This window comes from Paraburkholderia phenoliruptrix, from assembly GCF_902859825.1.
Classification (GTDB): Bacteria; Pseudomonadota; Gammaproteobacteria; order Burkholderiales; family Burkholderiaceae; genus Paraburkholderia; species Paraburkholderia phenoliruptrix.
In genome coordinates, this window is record NZ_CADIKB010000009.1 from 119,987 (window position 1) to 140,097 (window position 20,111).

Consider the following 20,111-nt stretch of genomic DNA (forward strand, 5'->3'; position numbering starts at 1 on the left):
TTGTTGTAGCATGGAAACCCTCGACTATCCGCATGCGACCACCGGAGACGCACGTCATGAAAATCACCAAGCTTGAAACCTTCATCGTTCCGCCGCGCTGGTGCTTCCTGAAGATCGAAACGGACGAAGGCATCGTCGGATGGGGCGAGCCGGTGGTCGAGGGCCGCGCACACACGGTGGCCGCGGCCGTCGAAGAACTGTCCGACTACCTGATCGGCAAAGACCCGCTGCTGATCGAAGACCATTGGCAGGTGATGTACCGCGCGGGCTTCTACCGCGGCGGTCCGATCACCATGAGCGCGATTGCCGGCGTCGACCAGGCGCTGTGGGACATCAAGGGCAAGCATCACGGCGTGCCGGTTCATGCGCTGCTTGGCGGCCAGGTGCGCGACAGGATCAAGGTGTATTCGTGGATCGGCGGCGACCGTCCGAGCGACGTCGCGAACAACGCGCGCGCCGTGGTCGAGCGCGGCTTCAAGGCCGTGAAGATGAACGGCTCCGAGGAGTTGCAGATCATCGACACCTTCGACAAGGTGCAAGGCGTCATCAACAATGTCGCGGCGGTGCGCGAGGCGGTCGGGCCGGATATCGGCATCGGCGTGGACTTCCACGGCCGCGTGCATAAGCCGATGGCGAAGGTGCTCGCGAAAGAACTCGATCCCTACAAGCTGCTTTTCATCGAGGAGCCCGTGCTGTCGGAAAACGCGGAAGCGCTACGCGACATCGTCAACCAGACCAACACGCCGATTGCGCTCGGCGAGCGTCTCTATTCGCGCTGGGACTTCAAGCACATCCTGTCGGGCGGCTATGTCGACATCATTCAGCCGGACGCGTCGCACGCGGGCGGGATCACCGAGTGCCGCAAGATCGCGTCGATGGCGGAAGCCTACGACGTCGCGCTCGCGCTGCACTGCCCGCTCGGTCCCATCGCGCTCGCCACCTGCCTGCAGATCGACGCGGTGAGCTACAACGCCTTCATCCAGGAACAGAGCCTCGGCATCCACTACAACCAGGGCAACGACCTGCTCGACTACATCAGGAACCCGGAAGTCTTCGAATACGAAGACGGCTTCGTGTCGATTCCGCAAGGGCCGGGCCTCGGCATCGAAGTGAACGAGGAGAAGGTACGCGAGATGGCAAAGGTCGGGCACCGCTGGCGCAACCCGGTGTGGCGTCACGCGGACGGCAGCGTCGCGGAGTGGTGAGCGGCTCGCTCATCGGCTGAGCTGGTTTGCCGGCGCAGTCGCCGACAGGCGCCGCCCGCGGGCGGCGCTTCGTTTTGCGCTTCGTTTTGCGCGTGCTCGCGGGAACCTCTCTCGGGCCATGCAGCCGCGCGTTACGGTGACGTGACGCGCGCGCCCGTCTCAGTAACGTAACATCCCGGACCGAATGCAACCCGAGCGGCGCTCGGGCGACACCTCCCGCGTCGCGCGTTCAACCCCACAAAGCCCTGCCAGGCCCCGTCGGCAAAGGCCCCCACTCGTTCTGTTCGGCATCAGACGGAGACATGGCCTGGACCTTGCTGAAATGCATTCAAACAACGAATGCATCAGGGGGCTTCATGGGCGAATTCATTCCGGACTATTTGCTGCGCGAGCAGGCTGCCGTCGGCGCGCTCGCGCTGTTCGGCGTGCTGCGCATCATCGGCGCGATGCTGGCGTACGAGCGCGGCTGGCGCATTACGGCCATCGAGAAGTGGTTTGTCCTCGCCGCTTTCGTCTATTGCGTCCCGCAACTGTTCGATCTGCTCACACACGTCTATAACGCGCACGCAGCGGCAGCCGAACTCGAAGGCAAAGCCGCGGGCTGCGCAATCGCGCTCTTTTGCGCGCCGATCGTCGGCCACCGGCTGGGGCTGGAATGATTGCAGCCGGCGGCGGGATGCTCAGCAGACTGTCCACGCGCCTCTCGAGGCCGGGCCGGCCCGCAAGACCGCGTGTCTTGCGCCGCACATTGACGCTGTGCGGCGCTTCTTGTGTGACGCGCGCAGACCGCGCCACTCGCCCCACCTGACAAACGCAACGACGCGCATCGCGAAGCGCCGGCGCGCCGGGCGTTTCGAACGTCTCTCTCGCGAGGCTCAGCCGAGCGCAGCGAAGGCCGGCACGCTATGCGCCAGCACGGCCGCCGCAATGAAGACACCGATCATCGCAAGCGCCTCGAGATAAAGCACGTTGACGAAGGTATGCGCGTCCATTGTCGACGCCGTGCGGCGCAGGCGCGGCAGCGCGAGAAAGCGGTTCAGGCCGCCGAGCACCAGCGCGAGTCCGACGAGCGTGAGCTTGAGGATCAGGACATGGCCCCACGTGCTCGACGCAATCGCCTCGAACGAACCGCCCGAGCCCCGCACGGCATTGAAGATGCCGGACAGCAGCACGAACCCGACCGCCACCAGCGACACGTTCGACACCTGCGTGGCCGTGCGGATCAGCACGCCACGCGCGGTCGACGCGCCGAGCGCCGGCAGCACGACAAGCCCGGCCGCGATCGCGAGGCCGCCCCAGACGCTCGTCACGAGCACGTGCAGTGTTTGCATCGCGATCGCCGCGGACGCGAGGCCCGCGTCCGCCGCGTGTCCGAGCGAGGCCTTGCCGGCCGCGATCGCGATCACCGCAAGCCACAGCAGCGCATTGCGCAGCACGCCGCCATGGCTCGTCAGCGCTGTGCCGAGCAGGACCAGCGCGCCGGCAAAGGCGATGCTCCAGCCGTAGCCGACATGGGTTTGCGAGAGCACCGTCGGCACGATGCCGAAGGCGGCGGCCAAGGCCACGCCGCTCATCGACGCCGCCTGATACAGCAGCCAGCCGAGGTCCGCGAGCACCAGCACCGCGCTCGCCGTCAGCAGCGAACGTTGCGCGCGCAACCAGGCAGGCTGTGCGGGCGCGATCTTGGCCTTCGCGTCATTCGCGAGCCACGCGCCGAGCAACGCCGATCCGACGGCAAACGCAAACGCGACATTCATGAGCGCGGCCATGGCGACCTGCCCGATCCACAGTCCGTCGACGCTCATTTGACGGTGAACGCAAAATCGCCCTGCGTGCGATGCCCATCCGTGGCGACCGCCGTCCAATGCACCGCGTAACGGCCGGCGCCGAGCGTCGGCAGCGGCAGATGCATGACGCGCGCGTCATGCTTGTCCACCTGCGACGCCGCGGGCGCGGCCGGCTTGCCGCCGGCATCGGCGAGTGCGATCTTGCTGAAGGCCGGCTCGAGCGGCTCGCTGAAGTGGATCGTAATGTCGGCGGGAGCGGCGACTTCGGCATTGGCAGCGGGCTCGCTCGAAACGAGATGAGCATGCGCGAAGGCGGCGGAACTCAGCAGCAGCGCGGCGGCGCCGAGCGCGGACGAAAGCCGCGCCGGACGAGAAAGGTTGATTAGCTTCATGTAAGGCCGATAGCGGGTGAACAGTAAAACGGCGGGAAAACGGCGATGGCCGGCCGGTCCGAGGGAACGGACCTGGCGCCCCGGCACATCGGACGTGCGGCCCGGCGGGCCCCGAAGTGTACGCTTCGATGGTTCGGGCGCGGTTCGGTTCAACATCGCGCGGATAAGTTCGCCGGGTGCAGCGCTTGCATTTGCCGACTAGCGGCCACGAGCCCGAGACCGCGCCGTGAGTTCCGCACCGCGACGCGCGGCAAACTGTCGCACGCCTGTGACAGCCGCAAGCGTCCCCGATGCGGCAAATAGTCATCATCACCCTTCGATGATAGAATGCTGCGTCGCCGCAGCGCCGGCTGCCCTTCACACCGAGCCGCTCGAAGTTCGGTCAGGTCCCCGATTTTGATGGAGTTACGCGTGTCTTCAAGACGCATTTTCCGCCCGTTGCTTGCCCTTCTGCTGATCGGCTCCGCGGGTGTCTATAGCGCTGCGAAAGCGCAGACTCAACCGAAGGCCCCCGATACGATGGAAGCGCGTGTGCAAGGCTGCACGGCCTGCCACGGCACGCACGGGCAAGGTACCGACAACGACTACTTTCCGCGCCTCGCGGGCAAGCCGGCCGACTATCTGTACAACCAGTTGCAGAATTTCCGCGAAGGGCGCCGGAAGTATCCGCCCATGAACTACCTCGTCACGTATCTCTCCGACGACTATCTGCATCAGATCGCCACGTATTTCTCCAAGCAGCGTCCGCCTTATCCACCGCCCGCCAAGCCGACGGTTTCCTCTGCCACGCTCGCGCGCGGCCAGCAGATCGTGCTGAACGGCGACGCGTCGAAGCAGATTCCGGCTTGCGCGGCCTGCCACGGCAAGAGCCTGACGGGTATGGAACCGGCCATCCCCGGTCTCGTGGGCCTGCACTCCGACTACATCAGCGCGCAGCTCGGCGCATGGCGTTCGGGCACGCGCCACGCCATCGCACCTGATTGCATGCACACCATCGCCACGCGCCTCACGGACGAAGACGTGAACGCAGTTGCTGCCTGGCTTTCCACGCAACAGGCTCCACAAAACCCCGTGCCGGCTCCGGCCCGCTCGATGAAGACTCCGCTTGCCTGCGGCAGCGAACCGCAATAAGGCACCGGGAGAGACACTCAAATGAAACGCAAGTCTTTGTTCGCCCTCTCGGCAGTGGTCGTCGTCGCGGCTGCTGCACTCGTCCCCGTCCTGTGGTCGGGCGGCGACAATCTGCACAACGGTACGGCCGTGGCCGCCACGCCCGCCGACCAGGCTGCGCTCGTGAAGAAGGGCGAGTACCTCGCCCGCGCCGGCGACTGTATCGCCTGCCACACGGTCCGCGGCGGCAAACAGTTCGCTGGCGGCCTGCCCATGGCCACGCCGTTCGGCACGATGTTCACGCCGAACATCACGCCAGACGACCAGTACGGTATCGGCAAGTGGACGCAGGACGACTTCTACCGCGCCATGCACACCGGCCGTTCGAAGGACGGCAGCCTGCTCTACCCGGGCTTCCCGTTCACGAGCTACACGAAGGTCACGCGCGCCGACTCGGACGCGATCTACGCGTACCTGCGCTCCATCCCGCCGGTTGCCGTGCCGAGCCGTCCGCACGAACTCAAGTTCCCGTTCAACCAGCGCAACATGCTGATCGGCTGGCGTACGCTCTTCTTCCGTGAAGGCGAATACAAGCCGGACCCGACCAAGTCGGTCGAGTGGAACCGCGGCGCGTATCTGATCGAAGGCCTCGGCCATTGCGGCATGTGCCATACGTCGATCAACGCAATGGGCGGTCCGGTCAGCTCGGCGGCCTTCGCGGGCGGCCTGATTCCGCTGCAGAACTGGTACGCGCCGTCGCTCACGTCGAATAAGGAAGCGGGTCTCGGCGACTGGGAAACGAAGGACATCGCCGATCTGCTGAAGACCGGCGTGTCGAACCGCGGCGCGGTGTTCGGCCCGATGGCGGAAGTGGTCCACAACAGCCTGCAGTACATGAGCGATGCGGACATCAACGCCATGGCCACGTACCTGAAGACGATTCCGCAGAAGAGCGAGGCACCGGAGCCCATGCAGCTCGAAACGTCCGAAAAGTTCGGCGGCGAACTGTTGAAGCAAGGTCAGAAGATTTACGCTGACAACTGCGCGAAGTGCCACGCGGACAACGGCCTCGGCATGCCGCCGGCCTTCCCGCCGCTCGCGAACAACCAGTCGATCCAGATGCCGTCGGCGGTCAACCCGATCCGCATGGTGCTGAACGGCGGTTACCCGCCGAGCACGGACGCGAATCCGCACCCGTACGGCATGCCCCCGTTCGCGCAGTCGCTGTCCAACCAGGAAGTGGCCGCCGTCGTGACGTACATCCGTATGTCGTGGGGCAACCACGGCACGGCTGTGTCGCCGCAGCAAGTGTCCGATCTGCGCTCGGCGCCGCTCGACTAAGCAGCGTTCGTTGCACCCGGGGCGCGGCCTGCGACTTTCGCGGCCGCGCCCTTCGTTTTTAAGGACCGCATTTGACAATCGCGCTTTTCGGTACCGCGTCTGAAGTCCCGGTATCATGCAGCAACTGACGGCGCCACGCGTGGCGCAGCAATTGCTTGATAAAGCGGTGTAGGAGGAAAGACCGTGCATGTCGGTGAGCGTTTGAACAGCATTACCCACCTCGTCGGCGCCGTGCTGTCGGTGGCGGGGCTGGCTACGCTCGTGACGATGGGTGCGGTCGAGGGCGACGCGTACAAGGTAGTCAGCTTCAGCGTGTACGGTGCGATGCTGTTCGTGCTGTATGCTATTTCAACGCTCTACCACAGCGTGCGCGACCCACGCGTGAAAGCAGTGCTGCAGAAATGCGACCATTCGGCCATCTATCTGCTGATTGCCGGCAGCTATACTCCGTTCACGCTTGTCACGCTGCGCGGGCCGTGGGGCTGGTCGCTCTTCGGCGTGAGCTGGGGGCTTGCCGCTCTCGGCATCGTGCAGGAACTCACGCTCGGGCGGCGCACCCGCAGCGTTTCGATGGTGCTGTATGTCCTGATGGGATGGCTCGCGCTCGTAGCCGTCCGTCCGCTGCTGGAGGCATTGCCGGCCGCGGGCACTGCCTGGCTCGTGGCCGGCGGGGTCATCTACAGCGCCGGTATCTACTTCTTCATCAACGACGAGCGCATCCGGCACGGGCATGGTATCTGGCACCTGTTCGTACTGGCGGGCAGTCTGTGTCAATTCGTCAGCGTCGCGCGCTATGTCGCGTGACGTCCACGGCGGCGAAATGCAACTTAAGGCCAGTCAACGTGTCTGCATAGCGCGTTGAAGCATTCGGCACGCACCTCGAGCGTGCCGCCGATTTCCCTGCGAACGGAACTGGGCTTCGGCCTCGCTCTGGCTTACGCCAAGCGGCGCATTTGTGCGGCATGCATGCCGCATGTGCCCGGCGGGCCTTCATGTGCCGTTCGCGAAACTGCATTGCAAAGAGTATTTATGTCTTTTGATTCCCTCGGCTTGTCCGAACCGTTGGTCCGCGCTGTACACGAACTCGGCTATACCACTCCGACTCCCATCCAGACACAGGCCATTCCGGCCGTGCTCAACGGCGGCGACCTGCTGGCCGGCGCACAGACGGGCACCGGCAAGACGGCTGGCTTCACGCTGCCCATCCTGCAGCGTCTTCATTCGATGCCGCCGCTCGCCGCGGCCTCGGGCAAGCGCGCCGTGCGCGCGCTGATTCTCACGCCTACACGCGAACTGGCCGCGCAGGTCGAAGAAAGCGTGCGCGCCTACGGCAAATATCTGAAGCTGAAGTCGACGGTGATGTTCGGCGGCGTCGGCATCAATCCGCAAATCGGCGCATTGAAGAGCGGTGTGGATATCGTCGTGGCAACGCCTGGCCGTTTGCTCGACCACATGCAGCAGAAGACCATCGACCTGTCGCATCTCGAGATCCTCGTGCTCGACGAGGCGGACCGCATGCTCGACATGGGCTTCATCCACGATATCAAGCGCGTGCTGGCCAAGCTGCCGCCGAAGCGGCAGAACCTGCTGTTCTCGGCCACCTTCTCCGACGAGATCAAGGCGCTCGCCGACAACCTGCTCGACTCGCCCGCGCTCATCGAAGTCGCGCGCCGCAATACGACCGCCGAAACCGTCGCGCAAAAAATCCACCCGGTGGATCGCGACAAGAAGCGCGAGCTGCTCACGCATCTCATCAAGCAGCACAACTGGTTTCAGGTGCTGGTGTTCACGCGCACCAAGCACGGCGCGAATCGCCTTGCCGAACAGCTGACGAAGGACGGCATCAGCGCGCTCGCCATTCACGGCAACAAGAGCCAGTCGGCGCGTACCCGCGCATTGGCCGAGTTCAAGGACGGCACGCTGCAGGTGCTGGTCGCCACCGACATCGCCGCGCGCGGCATCGACATCGACCAGTTGCCGCACGTCGTCAACTTCGATCTGCCGAACGTGCCTGAGGACTACGTGCACCGCATCGGCCGTACGGGTCGCGCCGGCGCGACGGGCGAAGCGGTGTCACTCGTGTGTGTCGACGAATTGCAGTTGCTGAAGGACATCGAGAAGCTCATCAAGCGCCCGGTGCCGCAGGAAGTGATCGCCGGCTTCGAGCCGGACCCGACGGCAAAGCCGGAGCCGATCCTGCGCCGCGGTCAGGGCGGCGGCGGACGTTCGCCGCGTCAGGGCCAGGGCCAAGCAGCACCGAAGGGCGGCAACGGCGGTGCGGCAAGAGGGGCCAGAGGGTCGAGCCAAGGCGCGAATCAAGGCACGGCGCAGCGCTCGGGGCAGCGTCCCACGAACGGCCAGCAACAGCCCAAGCCGCAAGCCGCAAAACCGCAAGGCGCGAAGCCCGGCGGCAACGGCGGACAACCGCGCCGTGACGGCCAGCGTCACGACGACCGTCCGCGCGCCATCGCGCACGAAGGCGGCGTGGCGCATGCACCGCGCAAGCCGCAAGGCAGCAATCCGGGCGCGCTGCTGGGTGGCGCCGCCAAGCCGCGTACGGACGCGCCGCGCGGCGCTCATCCGGCGCGCAGCGGGCAGCGCGGGCGCTAAGACGTGAGTTGACGCTGGCGGCTCGCGGCTCCCGCTGCGAGCCCCATCTCACGCACGCGCCGCCGCGCGCTTCACCTGCTCGATCTGCCGTTCCCACCGGTCGAGCGCCTGCGCTTTCCCGCCCTCAAGCTCGAACGTAATGCCGCTCGTCAGGCGCGCATAACGGACGCTTTGCGATTCCGCCGATTCGATCGAACAGTTCATATAGACGAGACCGCTGTCGTCGCCCTCGGCGGCCGGCAGCGGCGCGGCGAGCAACTGCACCTGATAGAACTTCTCTTCGAACACGAAGGTGAGCGCCGCGCGCCCGCTCTGTGCGATCGCGCGCGCCGCCCGCGCCTGCGGCCACAGCGCGATGCACAGCGTGCGCGAATCGGGCGCATATAACTCGCCGATGCCAAGCAGCGACGTGCGAATGTGCTGATTGGCGTCGACGGTCAGCAACGAGGCCGTGAAGCCCGTCTTGGTCGCGAGCGACGAGCCGTCGAACAGCGCGCGAACCGCATCGGGCCATTCGTCGAATACCGTCTGATCGAGCGGGCGTTGCGGCAGTGAGGAGTCGCTCATCGCAGATGTCCGGTGAAAGGGTAAGGCCTTCATCATGCCTCGAAAAGCAGATGGCCCGCATCGCGCGGGCCATCGCTGCACGCCGGCGCTCTACCGCTTCACCGGAAAAACACGTGCTGCGTGATTTTCGCGAGCGGATAATGCACGCCCGGTTGAATCTTCGCGGGCAGATCGAGCGGCTTGAGCAGCATCTTCACGCACATGTCCGCCGACAGGTTGCGCCTCACCAGCGCATTGATGCGCGCGGCGCGCTCGCGGTTATACGCCTGATCGCGCACGCGCTCCGGATAGCGAATGGCGAAGACATGCCGCAACGCGATTTCTGAATCTTCGTTCTTGATTTCCATTACGCGGCGCATGAGCGCGCCAAGCACCGCAAGCCGGCCATTTCCCTCGATCTTGTTGTACTTTTTGAAGTACTTGAAAAAGTGCTTGTAATGGCGGACTTCGTCGGTCCGAATGTTGTCCGTAATCTCTTTGAGCACGGGTTCGTCCGAACACTCGCCAATCGCACGATACAACGTGGCCGTGCCGGTTTCGACAACGCAGCGCGCGACCATTTCCAGCGCACGCGTCTTTTCGAAATCTTCCACGGAACAGGTCAGCGAATACTCGTCCATGAAATTGCGAAACGCCGTGTCCCAATCGTACTCGGGCCAGACGTACGCGATATACGTCTTGAGCGCGCGGCCGTGCTGCATTTCCTCGGGCTCCCACTCGTGGTTGAGCCACGCGGAAACTTCCGGATCGTCGTCGAAGAACTGACTGAGATTACTGGTGTAAAGGTCGGTGCCGCTTTCAATAAACGAAGCGGCGCACAGCAGCAACAACAGGTCTTCGTTTGCGACGGCCTTCTGGCGGTCAATGCGCGTGAGGTCGATGTCCTCGATTCGCCAGGGCATGACATGGTTCAGCTCTGTGTGCATCGTGTCTTGCTCCGAAAGCTGTATCGACTCGTGGAGCATGCTCGCAACCGCTGCTATCGCGCTGCCTTGCGTTGCGGTTCGCCGTGTCGGATACAGCGCCGTGAATTAGAGTTAACCCCTTGTGTCTGCATCTTAGCCTCTGTTTCGCAACTCTGCAGACAACCCAGCACAGACCATGCCGATTGGCCGCAGTTCCAATTCCACGATAGACGAAAGTTTCGGTGACGCAAGCGCGAGTGCGACGCGCAACAAAAAGCCAGTTCGACGAGCCGGCTGTGCTTCGCGAAATGCGACGAGGCGCGCTTCACGCATGAGGGGCGCGCGGAGCACCGGAGACGCTCCAGCACACACCGCGCTGAATCGCCGCGAAGCACGCTTAGCCGCGTAAGACGTTCAGAAGCCGGCCGCCAGACCATCGCGGCGGCTGTCGCTCGCGGCCACATAACCGCGGTCCGGATCGTTGCGATCAAGCTTCCAGATGTACTGGCCCGAACCGAAATCCATGTAAGGATCGTCGACGGACTTGATCGTGTGGCCGAGCTTCTGCAGCGCTTCTGCCGTCCGTGCGTCGAGCGTCGATTCGATGTCGATCGTAAAGTCGCGATTGACCTTCCAGCGCGGCGCGTCGCACGCGGCCTGCGGCTGCTGCCCGTAGTCGAGCATGCGCACGATAGATTGCAGATGCCCCTGCGGCTGCATGTCGCCGCCCATCACGCCGAAGCTCATCACCGCCTCCTGCTGGCCGTCCACCTGCTGCGTGAGGAACGCGGGGATGATGGTATGGAACGGCCGCTTGCCGCCTTCCACCACATTCGGCGATGCCGGATCCATCGAAAAACCGCAGCCGCGGTTCTGCATCGAGATGCCCGTGTCCGGCACCACGATGCCCGAGCCAAAGCCCATATAGTTGGACTGAATAAAACTGACCATCATGCCGCGCTCGTCCGCGACCGACATATAGATCGTGCCGCCCGCCTTCGGCATGCCGAAATCGAATTGTGTGGCGCGCTTGGGGTCGATCAGCCTCGCGCGCGACGCGAGGTAGGCGGGGTCGAGCATCTGCTCGGGCGTGACTTCCATGGAACGCGGATCGGCCACGTAGCGGTAGACGTCGGCGAACGCGAGCTTCATCGCCTCGATCTGCAGGTGCTGCGACTCGACGTTGTCGACCGTCAGCTCCTTCACGTCGAATTGTTCGAGGATGCCGAGCGCAATCAACGCGGCAATGCCCTGCCCGTTCGGCGGAATCTCATGCACGGTGTAGCCGCGATAGTCCTTGCCGATCGGCTCGACCCAGTCCGCGCGATAGTTGCGCAGGTCGTCCGCCGTCAGCGCGCCGCCGCATTCGCGCGAAAAGGCCGCGATTCGCTCGGCGATCTCGCCTTCGTAGTAGGCGCGCGGGCCTTGCTCGGCGAGCTTGCGCAACGTCTTCGCGTGGCCGGGAAAGCGCACGAGTTCGCTCACTTGCGGCGCCCGTCCGCGCGGCATGAAGGTCGGCGCGAAGCCCGGCTGGTCCTTCAGTTCCGGCACCGCCGCCGCCCATTTGTGCGCGACGATGCTGGCCACCGCATGGCCGCGCTCCGCGATCTCGATGGCGGGCTCCATCAGATCGGCAAACGGCAGCGCGCCGAACTTCTGATGCAGCGCTTCCCAACCGGCGATGACGCCGGGCACCGTCACCGCATCCCAACCGCGCTTGGGCTGAATCGCGAGGCCCGCCTCCTCGCCGTACTTGCGCCTGAAGTAGTCGACGCTCCACGCCTGCGGCGCCACGCCCGACGCGTTGAGGCCATGCAGCTTGCGGCCGTCCCACACCAGTGCAAACGCGTCGCCGCCGAGGCCGCACGAAACCGGCTCGACAACCGAGATTGCGGCCGCCGCGGCGATGGCCGCGTCGACGGCGTTACCGCCTTTCCACAACATGCGCAGCCCCGCCTGAGCGGCAAGCGGATGGGACGTTGAGACGATGTTGCGCGCGAATACAGGCAGGCGCGGCGTCGGGTAAGGGTTCTGCCAGTTAAAGCCAGTCATGTCGAACACTCTCGCAAGCACGGGTCGGGCGACGCACGCCGCCGGACACAATAGAAAGATGAAGCACGGACGGAACCGAAAATCGTCGATTGCATCGCGATCCGGTCCAAAAAACAAATTCATTTATCGCATGGATCAATGCGCTCGTAGCCTGAATGCAGGTGAACCGGCCCCCGCAGTCTTATGGATGTCGCATGAGTTGCCGGACGGCTCTCGCGATGGTCTTACAATACACGCACTCGTTCCCGCTCCTGGCCGCCCGCTCGCGGGCAGGCGCCGATAACAACCCCACGACCCGAGACCATGACCCGAGACCCCCGCCTCACGCTGAACGCCCGGCAACAGGAATTGCTGGAGTGGGTGCAACGCGACGGCTTCGTGACCGTGGACGATCTCGCCGCGCACTTCGACGTGACGCCGCAGACGATTCGCCGCGACGTCAACTGGCTCGCCGACATGAACCTGCTGCGCCGCTACCACGGCGGGGCGAGCCTGCCGACCAGTTCCGAAAACGTCTCATACACCGCGCGCCAGCGCATGTTCCACGACGAAAAGCGGCGCATCGCAGCGCTAGTGGCCACTCACATTCCCGATCAGGCTTCGCTCTTCATCAATCTGGGCACCACCACTGAAGAAGTCGCGCGCGCACTCAACCGGCACCGCGGCTTGCGTGTCATCACCAACAATCTGAACGTCGCCAGCATGATGAGCGGCTATCCCGACTGCGAAGTGCTCGTCACCGGCGGAATCGTGCGGCCGTGGGACAAAGGCATTGTCGGCGAACTCGCGATCGACTTCATCCGCCAGTTCAAGGTGGACTTTGCGATTATCGGCACCTCCAGCATCGAGACCGACGGCACGCTGCGCGATTTCGATACCCGTGAGGTGCGCGTGGCCGAAGCCATCATCCAGCATGCGCGCACCGTTTTTCTCGCCGCCGACAGCTCCAAATTCGGCCGCCCGGCGCTCGTTCGCCAGGGCCATCTCGATCAGATCGACGCGCTTTTCACCGACGCCGCGCCGCCCGCCGATATGGCCGAAACGCTCAGTGCCGCCAATTGCCAGGTCTACGTGGCCGCCTGACCAGGCGTTCCCGGCCATGTTGCAGCGCAAGCGGAACTTCAAGTGAAATCAAGGATTTTCCCGCCGCTTCGAACCGCCTCTGCGGCCGACAATTGTCAAAGGGAAAATTTACAGGGGCCGGTTTGGTGTTTAACGTTCGCTTGACTACACTCCAGTTCCCCGGCGTTCGTTGCGCGCTCGCGTACCGCCGGAGCGAAATCAACCTGTCGTAAGCCGTACCTCCCGCCCGATCTTTTTGCGGACCACCTGGCCATGGCCCTGCCACCTGATGCCAGTCGCCGTCGAGGCCGTCCGCGTTTGCTTGACATGGAGAGAAACGATGCTGAGTCCGCACGAATTCGCCACGTTGTTGCTCGTCAAGGACGCTCCGAATCAAGTCGACATGGAGCGAGAAGAACTCGACGCCCTCCTCGAACGTCAGCTCGTCCAACTGGAGCGGCTCGCCTCGGGCAATGAACAATGGCGTGTAACGGAATCCGGCGATAGCGCACTCCGAGCCATCAAACGTCTTTCCTGAATAACGACCCACGCGTCGTGGGGCCGAACCGCCGCTTCCGCCCAGGCGCGGCGGCTGGCGGCAACGCGATGCCGTGCGCGCGGCCAACCGCCGCGCCCGCTTCCGCCTGACCTGCTTGCGTCACCCCGGGCGCCCATTGCGGCGCCCGCTTTCGTTGTGCGCGCCTCCATCGACCCAGCGCGCCCACGCGCGCCACTAGCCTGATGCCGTCGCTTTTTCTGCCGCGCGCTTATCCGCTGCGCAACGTCGGATCCACTGCCGCGCGCCAGCTGATCGCCCGCGCGCGCTGCTCGGTCAGGAACGCGACCCACTGATTGCGGACCTGCGGGTCAGCACTCGCGCCCTGGCTCCTGTAACGCTCGGCAATCGACGTCTGGAACGCGCAGTAATCGTCCTTCGACAGGCGCCCGCGCCGGTTCGCCACATACGCGTCGAAGAGCGTCGCATAGACGCCTTGCGCGTCGTTCCCGTAGTCCACCGTCTGCGCGCTGCACATCTGTTGCAATGCGACGAACGACGGCGCGCCCATCGTTCCTGTGAGGCTTGGCGAAGCGACACAGCCGGCAAGAAGCGCAGCCGCGCCCAGCATCAAAAGTCCACGCATGAATTTCATCCCCGAAATGGCCAGTGCCAAGAGTATCGTCCGTGGCCGCACGCCGCGCCACTCCCCTAGCCATTCGACAGAGTCTCCCTCGGCCCACCGCGAACTTTACTTTTTCGAATATGTTCATTAAAGTTCGAAAACGAACACTATCGATTCGATAGATTTTCAGACAGCTGTCCGCAGCCCTTAACGACGCAGGAGACGCAGCAGGTGACCCAAGGCACGAAATACGATTTGCTCGTCGTGGGCGGCGGCATCAACGGCGCGGGCATCGCGCGCGACGCGGCCGGCCGCGGGCTCTCCGCGCTGCTGTGCGAACAGGACGATCTGGCGGCGCATACCTCGTCGGCGAGCACCAAGCTGATTCATGGCGGTTTGCGCTACCTCGAATACCGCGAGTTCGGGCTCGTGCGCAAGGCCTTGCAGGAGCGCGAGACCTTGTTGCGCGCCGCGCCGCACATCATGTGGCCGCTGCGCTTCGTGATGCCTCACATGCCCGATCTGCGCCCGGCGTGGCTCATTCGCGCGGGCCTGTTCCTTTACGATCACCTCGCCCGGCGCGAGCTGCTGCCCGGCTCGCGCGGCATCGTCATGCGCGACCATCCGGCCGGCGCGCCGCTCGTCGAATCGATCAAGCGCGGCTTCGTGTACTCGGACGGCTGGGTCAACGACGCCCGCCTCGTCGTGCTCAACGCGCTCGACGCCGCCGAACACGGCGCGACCATCCTCACGCGCACCAAACTGCTGAGCGCCGTGCGGGCCGGCGGTGAATGGCGCGCGCAACTGCGGCGCGCAGACGGCACGATCCTCGACGTGCGCGCGGCATCCATTGCAAATGCGGCGGGGCCGTGGGTCGGCGAACTGCTGCAAGGCGCGCTGGGCCGTGCGGCGTCGCACAGCGTGCGGCTCGTCAAGGGCAGCCACATCGTCACGCGGCGCCTCTTTGAACACGACCACGCGTACATTTTCCAGAACCCGGACAAGCGGATCATTTTCGCGATCCCCTACGAGCACGACTACACGCTGATCGGCACGACCGACATCGAATATCGCGGCGACCCCGCGCAGGTGGCCATCACCGGCGACGAGACGCAGTATCTGTGCGACTCCATCAACCGCTACTTCAGGCAAAAGATCACGCCCGCCGACGTGCGCTGGACCTATTCCGGCGTGCGGCCGCTGCTCGAGGAAGAAGGCGCGGACGACCCTTCCGCGGTGACGCGCGACTATTCGCTCGAACTCGACGCGCCGGCTGGCGAAGCGCCGCTGCTCTCGGTGTTCGGCGGCAAGATCACGACGTTCCGCAAGCTCGCCGAGGAAGCCGTCGTCAAGCTCACGGCAGCGCTCGGCAAGAGCGCGCCGTCATGGACCTCGGGTGCGCCCTTGCCCGGCGGCGACATTGCACACGCGAACTTCGAGCGCTTTCTCGCCGAGTTGAAGCAACGCCATGCGTGGCTGCCGGCGGATCTGGCCCATCGCCTCGCGCGCGCCTACGGCACGCGTGTGAAGGACGTGCTCGGCCACGCGCATTCGCTCGCCGATCTCGGCCGCGCATTCGCGCCGGGCCTTTTCGAAGCCGAACTGGCGTATCTGCGCGACGTCGAATGGGCGCGCAGCGCCGAGGACGTGCTGTGGCGCCGCTCGAAGCTCGGGCTTCATGTCGAGCCGGGCACGCTCGAGTCGGTCACGCGCGACATCGACGCATGGTTCGCCCGCGAGCCCGAGCGACAGAGCGCGTAACAAAAAAGAGCTTCACCCTCGGCCCGTTCGGCCGGCCGCCTGCACGGACAAGCGCGCGGCCGCCCGACATGACGAGCCGTTCCCGTCGCCGGTAGGCTGTTTCAGGCTGTCGCGGCGATTCATAAAATGCATGGAGAAGAGACAATGCAGGATCAGTACATCCTCGCGCTTGACCAGGGCACCACCAGCTCACGTGCGATGCTGTTCGACCGCCTCGGCAATGTCGTGTCGACGGCGCAAAAGGAATTCGAGCAGATCTATCCGCGTCCGGGCTGGGTCGAGCACGATCCGCAGGAAATCTGGTCGACGCAGGCCGGCGTCGCCGCCGAGGCCGTGACGCGCGCCGGCATGAACGGCACGTCGATCGCCGCGATCGGCATTACGAATCAGCGCGAAACCACCATCGTGTGGGACCGCGAAACCGGGCACCCCATCTACAACGCCATCGTGTGGCAAGACCGCCGCACCGCCGACTTCTGCGACCAGCTCAAGGAACAGGGCCTGGAGGCGAAGGTGCGCGCAAAAACCGGCTTGCCGATCGACTCGTATTTCTCGGCGACCAAGATCCGCTGGATTCTCGATAACGTCGAAGGCGCGCGCGAGAAGGCAAAGCAAGGCCGACTCGCGTTCGGCACGGTGGACAGCTGGCTCGTGTGGAATTTCACCAAGGGCGGCCTGCACGTCACCGACGTCACCAATGCCTCGCGCACGATGCTCTTCAACATCCACACGCTGAAGTGGGACGACGAACTGCTCGAGGCGCTCGACATTCCGCGCAGCGTGTTGCCGGAAGTGCGGGCGTCGTCGGACGTGTATGGGCCGACCAAAACGACGGTGTTCGCGTCGAAGATTCCGCTCGCGGGCATCGCCGGCGACCAGCATGCCGCGCTTTTCGGCCAGATGTGCACGCAATCCGGCATGGTGAAGAACACCTACGGCACCGGCTGCTTCCTCGTGATGAACACCGGCGACAAGCCGATCGAATCGAAGAACAATCTCGTCACGACGATTGCCTGGCAAATCGGCGACCAGATCAACTACGCGCTCGAAGGCAGCATCTTCATCGGCGGCGCGGTCGTGCAATGGCTGCGCGACGGTCTCGGCATCATCAAGAACGCCGCTGAAGTCGAGGCGCTCGCGGCGAGCGTGCCGCATTGCGACGGCGTCTACCTCGTGCCCGCATTCGCCGGCCTCGGCGCCCCGCATTGGAATGCACGCGCTCGCGGCACGCTGTTCGGCGTGACGCGCGGCACGACGTCCGCGCATATCGCGCGCGCCGCGCTCGACTCGATCGCCTATCAGTCGCTCGACGTGCTGAAGGCCATGGAGGCCGACTCGGGCATTCGCATCGGCGAATTGCGGGTGGACGGCGGCGCGTGCGCGAACAATCTGCTGATGCAGTTCCAGGCGGACATTCTCGGCGTGGACGCGGTCCGCCCGAAGGTGTCGGAAACCACCGCCCTCGGCGCGGCGTATCTGGCGGGCCTCGCGGTCGGCTACTGGAAAGACGTCGACGAACTGCAAAGCCAGTGGAAGCTCGACCGGCGCTTCACGCCCGCGCGCGAGCAGGTGGACGTGCAGGAATGTCTGGACGGCTGGAAGCGCGCGATTCGCGCCGCCAAGGCATGGGCCGACACGCCCTGAGCTCGCGCGCTGCGATGTTCACGCACGAACATCGCGGAGGGCTTGCGAAGACCTGAGACAAAACCGCAGGAAGCCGCCGCGTGGCGCGGCTTCCCTAACAACAATACTTTGGATACCAACCATGTCTCCATACATTGCGGAATTCATCGGCACGGCGCTCGTCGTGCTGCTCGGCGACGGCGCTGTCGCCAACGTGCTGCTCGCGCGCACCAAGGGCAAAGGCGCGGATCTGATCGTCATTGTGATGGGCTGGGCGATGGCCGTGTTCATCGCCGTCTACGTGACCGCGTCGTTCAGCGGCGCGCACCTCAATCCCGTCGTGACGGTCAGCCTCGCGCTCGCGGGCAAATTCGCGTGGGCGAAAGTCCCCGGCTATATCGCGGCGCAGATGCTCGGCGGAATGGCGGGCGCGCTGCTCGTGTGGGTCGCGTACCGGCAGCACTTCGCGAAGGAAGGCGACGCCGACGTGAAACTCGGCGTGTTCTGCACCGCGCCCGCCATCCGCAGCGTGCCGCACAATCTGTTGACCGAAATGATCGCCACCTTCGTGCTGATTCTCGGCGTGCTGTATCTGGCGTCGCCGCAAGTCGGCCTCGGCGCGCTGGACGCGCTGCCGGTGGGCCTGCTCGTGCTCGGCATCGGCATTTCGCTCGGCGGACCGACCGGCTACGCCATGAGCCCCGCACGCGACCTGTCGCCGCGTCTGATGCACGCGCTACTGCCGATTCCCGGCAAGCGCGACAGCGACTGGCGCTACGCGTGGATTCCAGTGTGCGGCCCGCTTCTGGGCGGCGCGGTGGCGGCGGGTCTTTATCTTTATCTGCACGCACGTTGATCGCGCGGTGCGGTCCCGAACTGCATGCGATGGAATCGAAGGAAAGCGGCGGCGCGGCGCGGGCCGCGCCAAAGCACGTATCATGGCGCTTTCACACGGGCGCGTGAGCCGGTTCTTCCCGGCGACTGAGCTCCACCACGCGCCCCGCTTTCCGTTCCTTCAGGCATGATCGACCACCTTATCTGCGACTGCGACGGCGTGCTCGTCGACAGTGAAGTCATCGCCGACCGCGTCATGTTCGAGACGCTCTCGGCCACCTTTCCCGGCCTCGACTTCGAGCCCGTCGTCAAAACAGCGTTCGGCCAGCAAACGTCGCGCTTTCTCGAAGGCATCGAAAAGGCGTTCGACATCGCATTGCCGGCCGATTTTCTGAACACGATCGAGCATCAGGTCGAGCTGGCGCTTGCCGCTTCGCTCAGTCCGATCAACGGCGTGCGCGACGCGCTGCAGCGCGTGACGCTGCCGGCCGCCGTGGTGTCGAACAGCCGTATGTCGCGGGTGAGCGCGTCGGTGCGGCGCGCCGGCTTGCAGCACGTTTTCGGCGAGCGCGTTTTCAGCGCCGAACAGGTCGCGCGGCCCAAGCCATTTCCAGATGTGTACCTGTTCGCCGCACAGACGCTCGGCGTCGAACCGTCGCGCTGCATCGTCGTGGAAGACAGCGTCGCCGGATTGAACGCCGCGCGCGCGGCGGGCATGAAGACGATCGCGTTCGTCGGCGCGAGCCATATTCCCGACGGCTACGCGGACGCGCTGCGCAAGATGGGCATCACGCGCATCATGAAGCATATGGACGAGCTGCCTGCGTTGATCGACGCGGGCGTGCGCGGCGAGTTCGGCGACGTGCAGTCCTAGCCGCCGCCGCACAACGGCGTTCGAGAAAAAGGCCGACTGCCTGCAGTCGGCCTTTTGCCTTGTGGGGCGTGCGCCGCTTACATCACAGACTCAAGCTTCCTCGACGCACTCCCGCACCTGAGCCAACGCCTGACGAAACTCGACCAGCTCGGCAATGGTCAGCATCGGCAGACCGTGTTGCCCGGCAAAGCGCGCGACGTCGGCGCCGCGCGTCATGGTGCCGTCGGCGTTCATCAATTCGCACAGCACGCCGGCGGGCTTGAGCCCCGCCAGAATCGCGAGATCCACCGTGCCTTCCGTGTGTCCGCGGCGCGCGAGCACGCCGCCTGGCATGGCGCGCAACGGGAACACATGGCCGGGCCGGACGATGTCGGCCGGTTTGGCCGTATCGGCAATTGCGGCGCGGATCGTGGTGACGCGGTCGAGCGCGGAGACGCCGGTCGTCACGCCCTCGCGCGCCTCGATCGACACGGTGAACGCCGTGCCGTGGCGGCTTTCGTTGTTGACGGCCATCGGCGGGAGTTCGAGCGCGCGGATTTTCGCGTCGGGCAGACACAGACACACAATGCCGCTGCATTCGCGAATCAGGAGCGCCATGGTTTCGACGGAAAGACGCTCGGCGGACACGACCAGATCGGCCTCGTTCTCGCGGTCATCATCGTCTTGCAGGACCACGGCGCGGCCCTCGCGCATGGCTTGCAAGGCGGCGGCGATACGTGGCGGAACAGGTTCGGTAGCGAGCAAGGGGAGATCGGCGAATGCGTCGTCCGCAAGCGTCGAGGGAGCAGGAAAAGTAGCAAAGGACATGGTTGAAACGCTCATCGCAAAAGTTGGGCGAGAAACGTTTCAGGGCATTGCAAACAGGCA

Annotated in this window: 19 protein-coding genes; 12 read left to right on the top strand and 7 right to left on the bottom strand. The window is 64.8% G+C overall.

Annotated features, from left to right (window positions below; all coding sequences use genetic code 11):
• Positions 1–56: 56 nt before the first annotated feature.
• Both dgoD and HV711_RS12615 read left to right on the top strand, forming a co-directional pair.
• Complete coding sequence (gene dgoD, locus HV711_RS12610; protein ID WP_028361515.1) at positions 57–1,205, top strand: galactonate dehydratase; 1,149 nt, start codon at positions 57–59, stop codon at positions 1,203–1,205.
• A 356-nt stretch (positions 1,206–1,561) separates the two neighbouring features.
• The gene (locus tag HV711_RS12615) at positions 1,562–1,864 is read left to right on the top strand and encodes a hypothetical protein (protein WP_013589544.1); all 303 of its coding nucleotides are present in this window, start codon (positions 1,562–1,564) and stop codon (positions 1,862–1,864) included.
• A gap of 216 nt (positions 1,865–2,080) precedes the next feature.
• Here HV711_RS12615 and HV711_RS12620 read toward each other — a convergent pair whose 3' ends face one another.
• Together HV711_RS12620 and copC are read right to left on the bottom strand one after the other, a co-directional pair.
• Positions 2,081–3,010 (bottom strand): CopD family protein, encoded by a 930-nt coding sequence (locus tag HV711_RS12620; RefSeq protein ID WP_013589545.1) that lies wholly within the window; start codon positions 3,008–3,010, stop codon positions 2,081–2,083.
• The gene (gene copC, locus HV711_RS12625) at positions 3,007–3,384 is read right to left on the bottom strand and encodes a copper homeostasis periplasmic binding protein CopC (protein WP_013589546.1); all 378 of its coding nucleotides are present in this window, start codon (positions 3,382–3,384) and stop codon (positions 3,007–3,009) included. Before copC ends, HV711_RS12620 begins: the two co-directional genes overlap by 4 nt.
• A gap of 399 nt (positions 3,385–3,783) precedes the next feature.
• On the opposite strand from copC, the gene HV711_RS12630 reads away from it, so the two are divergent.
• The 4 genes from HV711_RS12630 (at position 3,784) to HV711_RS12645 (ending at position 8,445) form a co-directional block, all read left to right on the top strand.
• Positions 3,784–4,515, top strand: coding sequence for a c-type cytochrome (locus HV711_RS12630; RefSeq protein WP_035482825.1), 732 nt, complete (start codon positions 3,784–3,786; stop codon positions 4,513–4,515).
• A 21-nt stretch (positions 4,516–4,536) separates the two neighbouring features.
• Complete coding sequence (locus HV711_RS12635; protein WP_013589548.1) at positions 4,537–5,835, top strand: c-type cytochrome; 1,299 nt, start codon at positions 4,537–4,539, stop codon at positions 5,833–5,835.
• 183 nt (positions 5,836–6,018) lie between these two features.
• On the top strand, positions 6,019–6,639 hold the full coding sequence (trhA, locus tag HV711_RS12640; RefSeq protein WP_013589549.1) for a PAQR family membrane homeostasis protein TrhA: 621 nt from the start codon (positions 6,019–6,021) through the stop codon (positions 6,637–6,639).
• 225 nt (positions 6,640–6,864) lie between these two features.
• Positions 6,865–8,445: a DEAD/DEAH box helicase gene (locus HV711_RS12645; protein ID WP_035482824.1), complete on the top strand. Its 1,581-nt coding sequence runs from the start codon at positions 6,865–6,867 to the stop codon at positions 8,443–8,445.
• Between the two features lie 48 nt (positions 8,446–8,493).
• On the opposite strand, the gene HV711_RS12650 is transcribed toward HV711_RS12645, so the two are convergent.
• From HV711_RS12650 to HV711_RS12660, 3 genes are all read right to left on the bottom strand, one after another.
• Positions 8,494–9,012, bottom strand: a complete 519-nt coding sequence (locus tag HV711_RS12650) for a hypothetical protein (RefSeq protein WP_035482823.1) — start codon at positions 9,010–9,012, stop codon at positions 8,494–8,496.
• Positions 9,013–9,110: 98 nt separating this feature from the next.
• Positions 9,111–9,938, bottom strand: a complete 828-nt coding sequence (locus HV711_RS12655) for a ferritin-like domain-containing protein (protein WP_013589552.1) — start codon at positions 9,936–9,938, stop codon at positions 9,111–9,113.
• 393 nt (positions 9,939–10,331) lie between these two features.
• Positions 10,332–11,969: a gamma-glutamyltransferase family protein gene (locus HV711_RS12660; protein WP_035482845.1), complete on the bottom strand. Its 1,638-nt coding sequence runs from the start codon at positions 11,967–11,969 to the stop codon at positions 10,332–10,334.
• Positions 11,970–12,272: 303 nt separating this feature from the next.
• Between HV711_RS12660 and HV711_RS12665 the strand changes: the two genes are divergently transcribed.
• Positions 12,273–13,052: a DeoR/GlpR family DNA-binding transcription regulator gene (locus HV711_RS12665; RefSeq protein ID WP_013589554.1), complete on the top strand. Its 780-nt coding sequence runs from the start codon at positions 12,273–12,275 to the stop codon at positions 13,050–13,052.
• Positions 13,053–13,371: 319 nt separating this feature from the next.
• A complete protein-coding gene (locus tag HV711_RS12670; protein WP_006049938.1) occupies positions 13,372–13,569 on the top strand; it encodes a hypothetical protein in 198 nt (65 codons plus the stop codon).
• A 229-nt stretch (positions 13,570–13,798) separates the two neighbouring features.
• Here HV711_RS12670 and HV711_RS12675 read toward each other — a convergent pair whose 3' ends face one another.
• A complete protein-coding gene (locus tag HV711_RS12675) occupies positions 13,799–14,173 on the bottom strand; it encodes a hypothetical protein (protein WP_175145105.1) in 375 nt (124 codons plus the stop codon).
• A gap of 210 nt (positions 14,174–14,383) precedes the next feature.
• Here HV711_RS12675 and glpD point away from each other — a divergent pair, with 210 nt between their 5' ends.
• From glpD to HV711_RS12695, 4 genes are all read left to right on the top strand, one after another.
• Positions 14,384–15,913 (top strand): glycerol-3-phosphate dehydrogenase, encoded by a 1,530-nt coding sequence (gene glpD, locus HV711_RS12680; protein WP_035482822.1) that lies wholly within the window; start codon positions 14,384–14,386, stop codon positions 15,911–15,913.
• 144 nt (positions 15,914–16,057) lie between these two features.
• Positions 16,058–17,557, top strand: coding sequence for a glycerol kinase GlpK (glpK, locus tag HV711_RS12685; RefSeq protein ID WP_028361509.1), 1,500 nt, complete (start codon positions 16,058–16,060; stop codon positions 17,555–17,557).
• A 121-nt stretch (positions 17,558–17,678) separates the two neighbouring features.
• On the top strand, positions 17,679–18,392 hold the full coding sequence (locus HV711_RS12690) for an MIP/aquaporin family protein (protein ID WP_015003699.1): 714 nt from the start codon (positions 17,679–17,681) through the stop codon (positions 18,390–18,392).
• Between the two features lie 165 nt (positions 18,393–18,557).
• Complete coding sequence (locus tag HV711_RS12695; protein WP_013589559.1) at positions 18,558–19,244, top strand: HAD family hydrolase; 687 nt, start codon at positions 18,558–18,560, stop codon at positions 19,242–19,244.
• 90 nt (positions 19,245–19,334) lie between these two features.
• On the opposite strand, the gene ribB is transcribed toward HV711_RS12695, so the two are convergent.
• Positions 19,335–20,051 carry a 3,4-dihydroxy-2-butanone-4-phosphate synthase gene (gene ribB, locus HV711_RS12700; protein WP_013589560.1) on the bottom strand — a complete coding sequence of 239 codons (717 nt, stop codon included), beginning with the start codon at positions 20,049–20,051 and terminating at the stop codon, positions 19,335–19,337.
• Positions 20,052–20,111 lie beyond the last annotated feature (60 nt).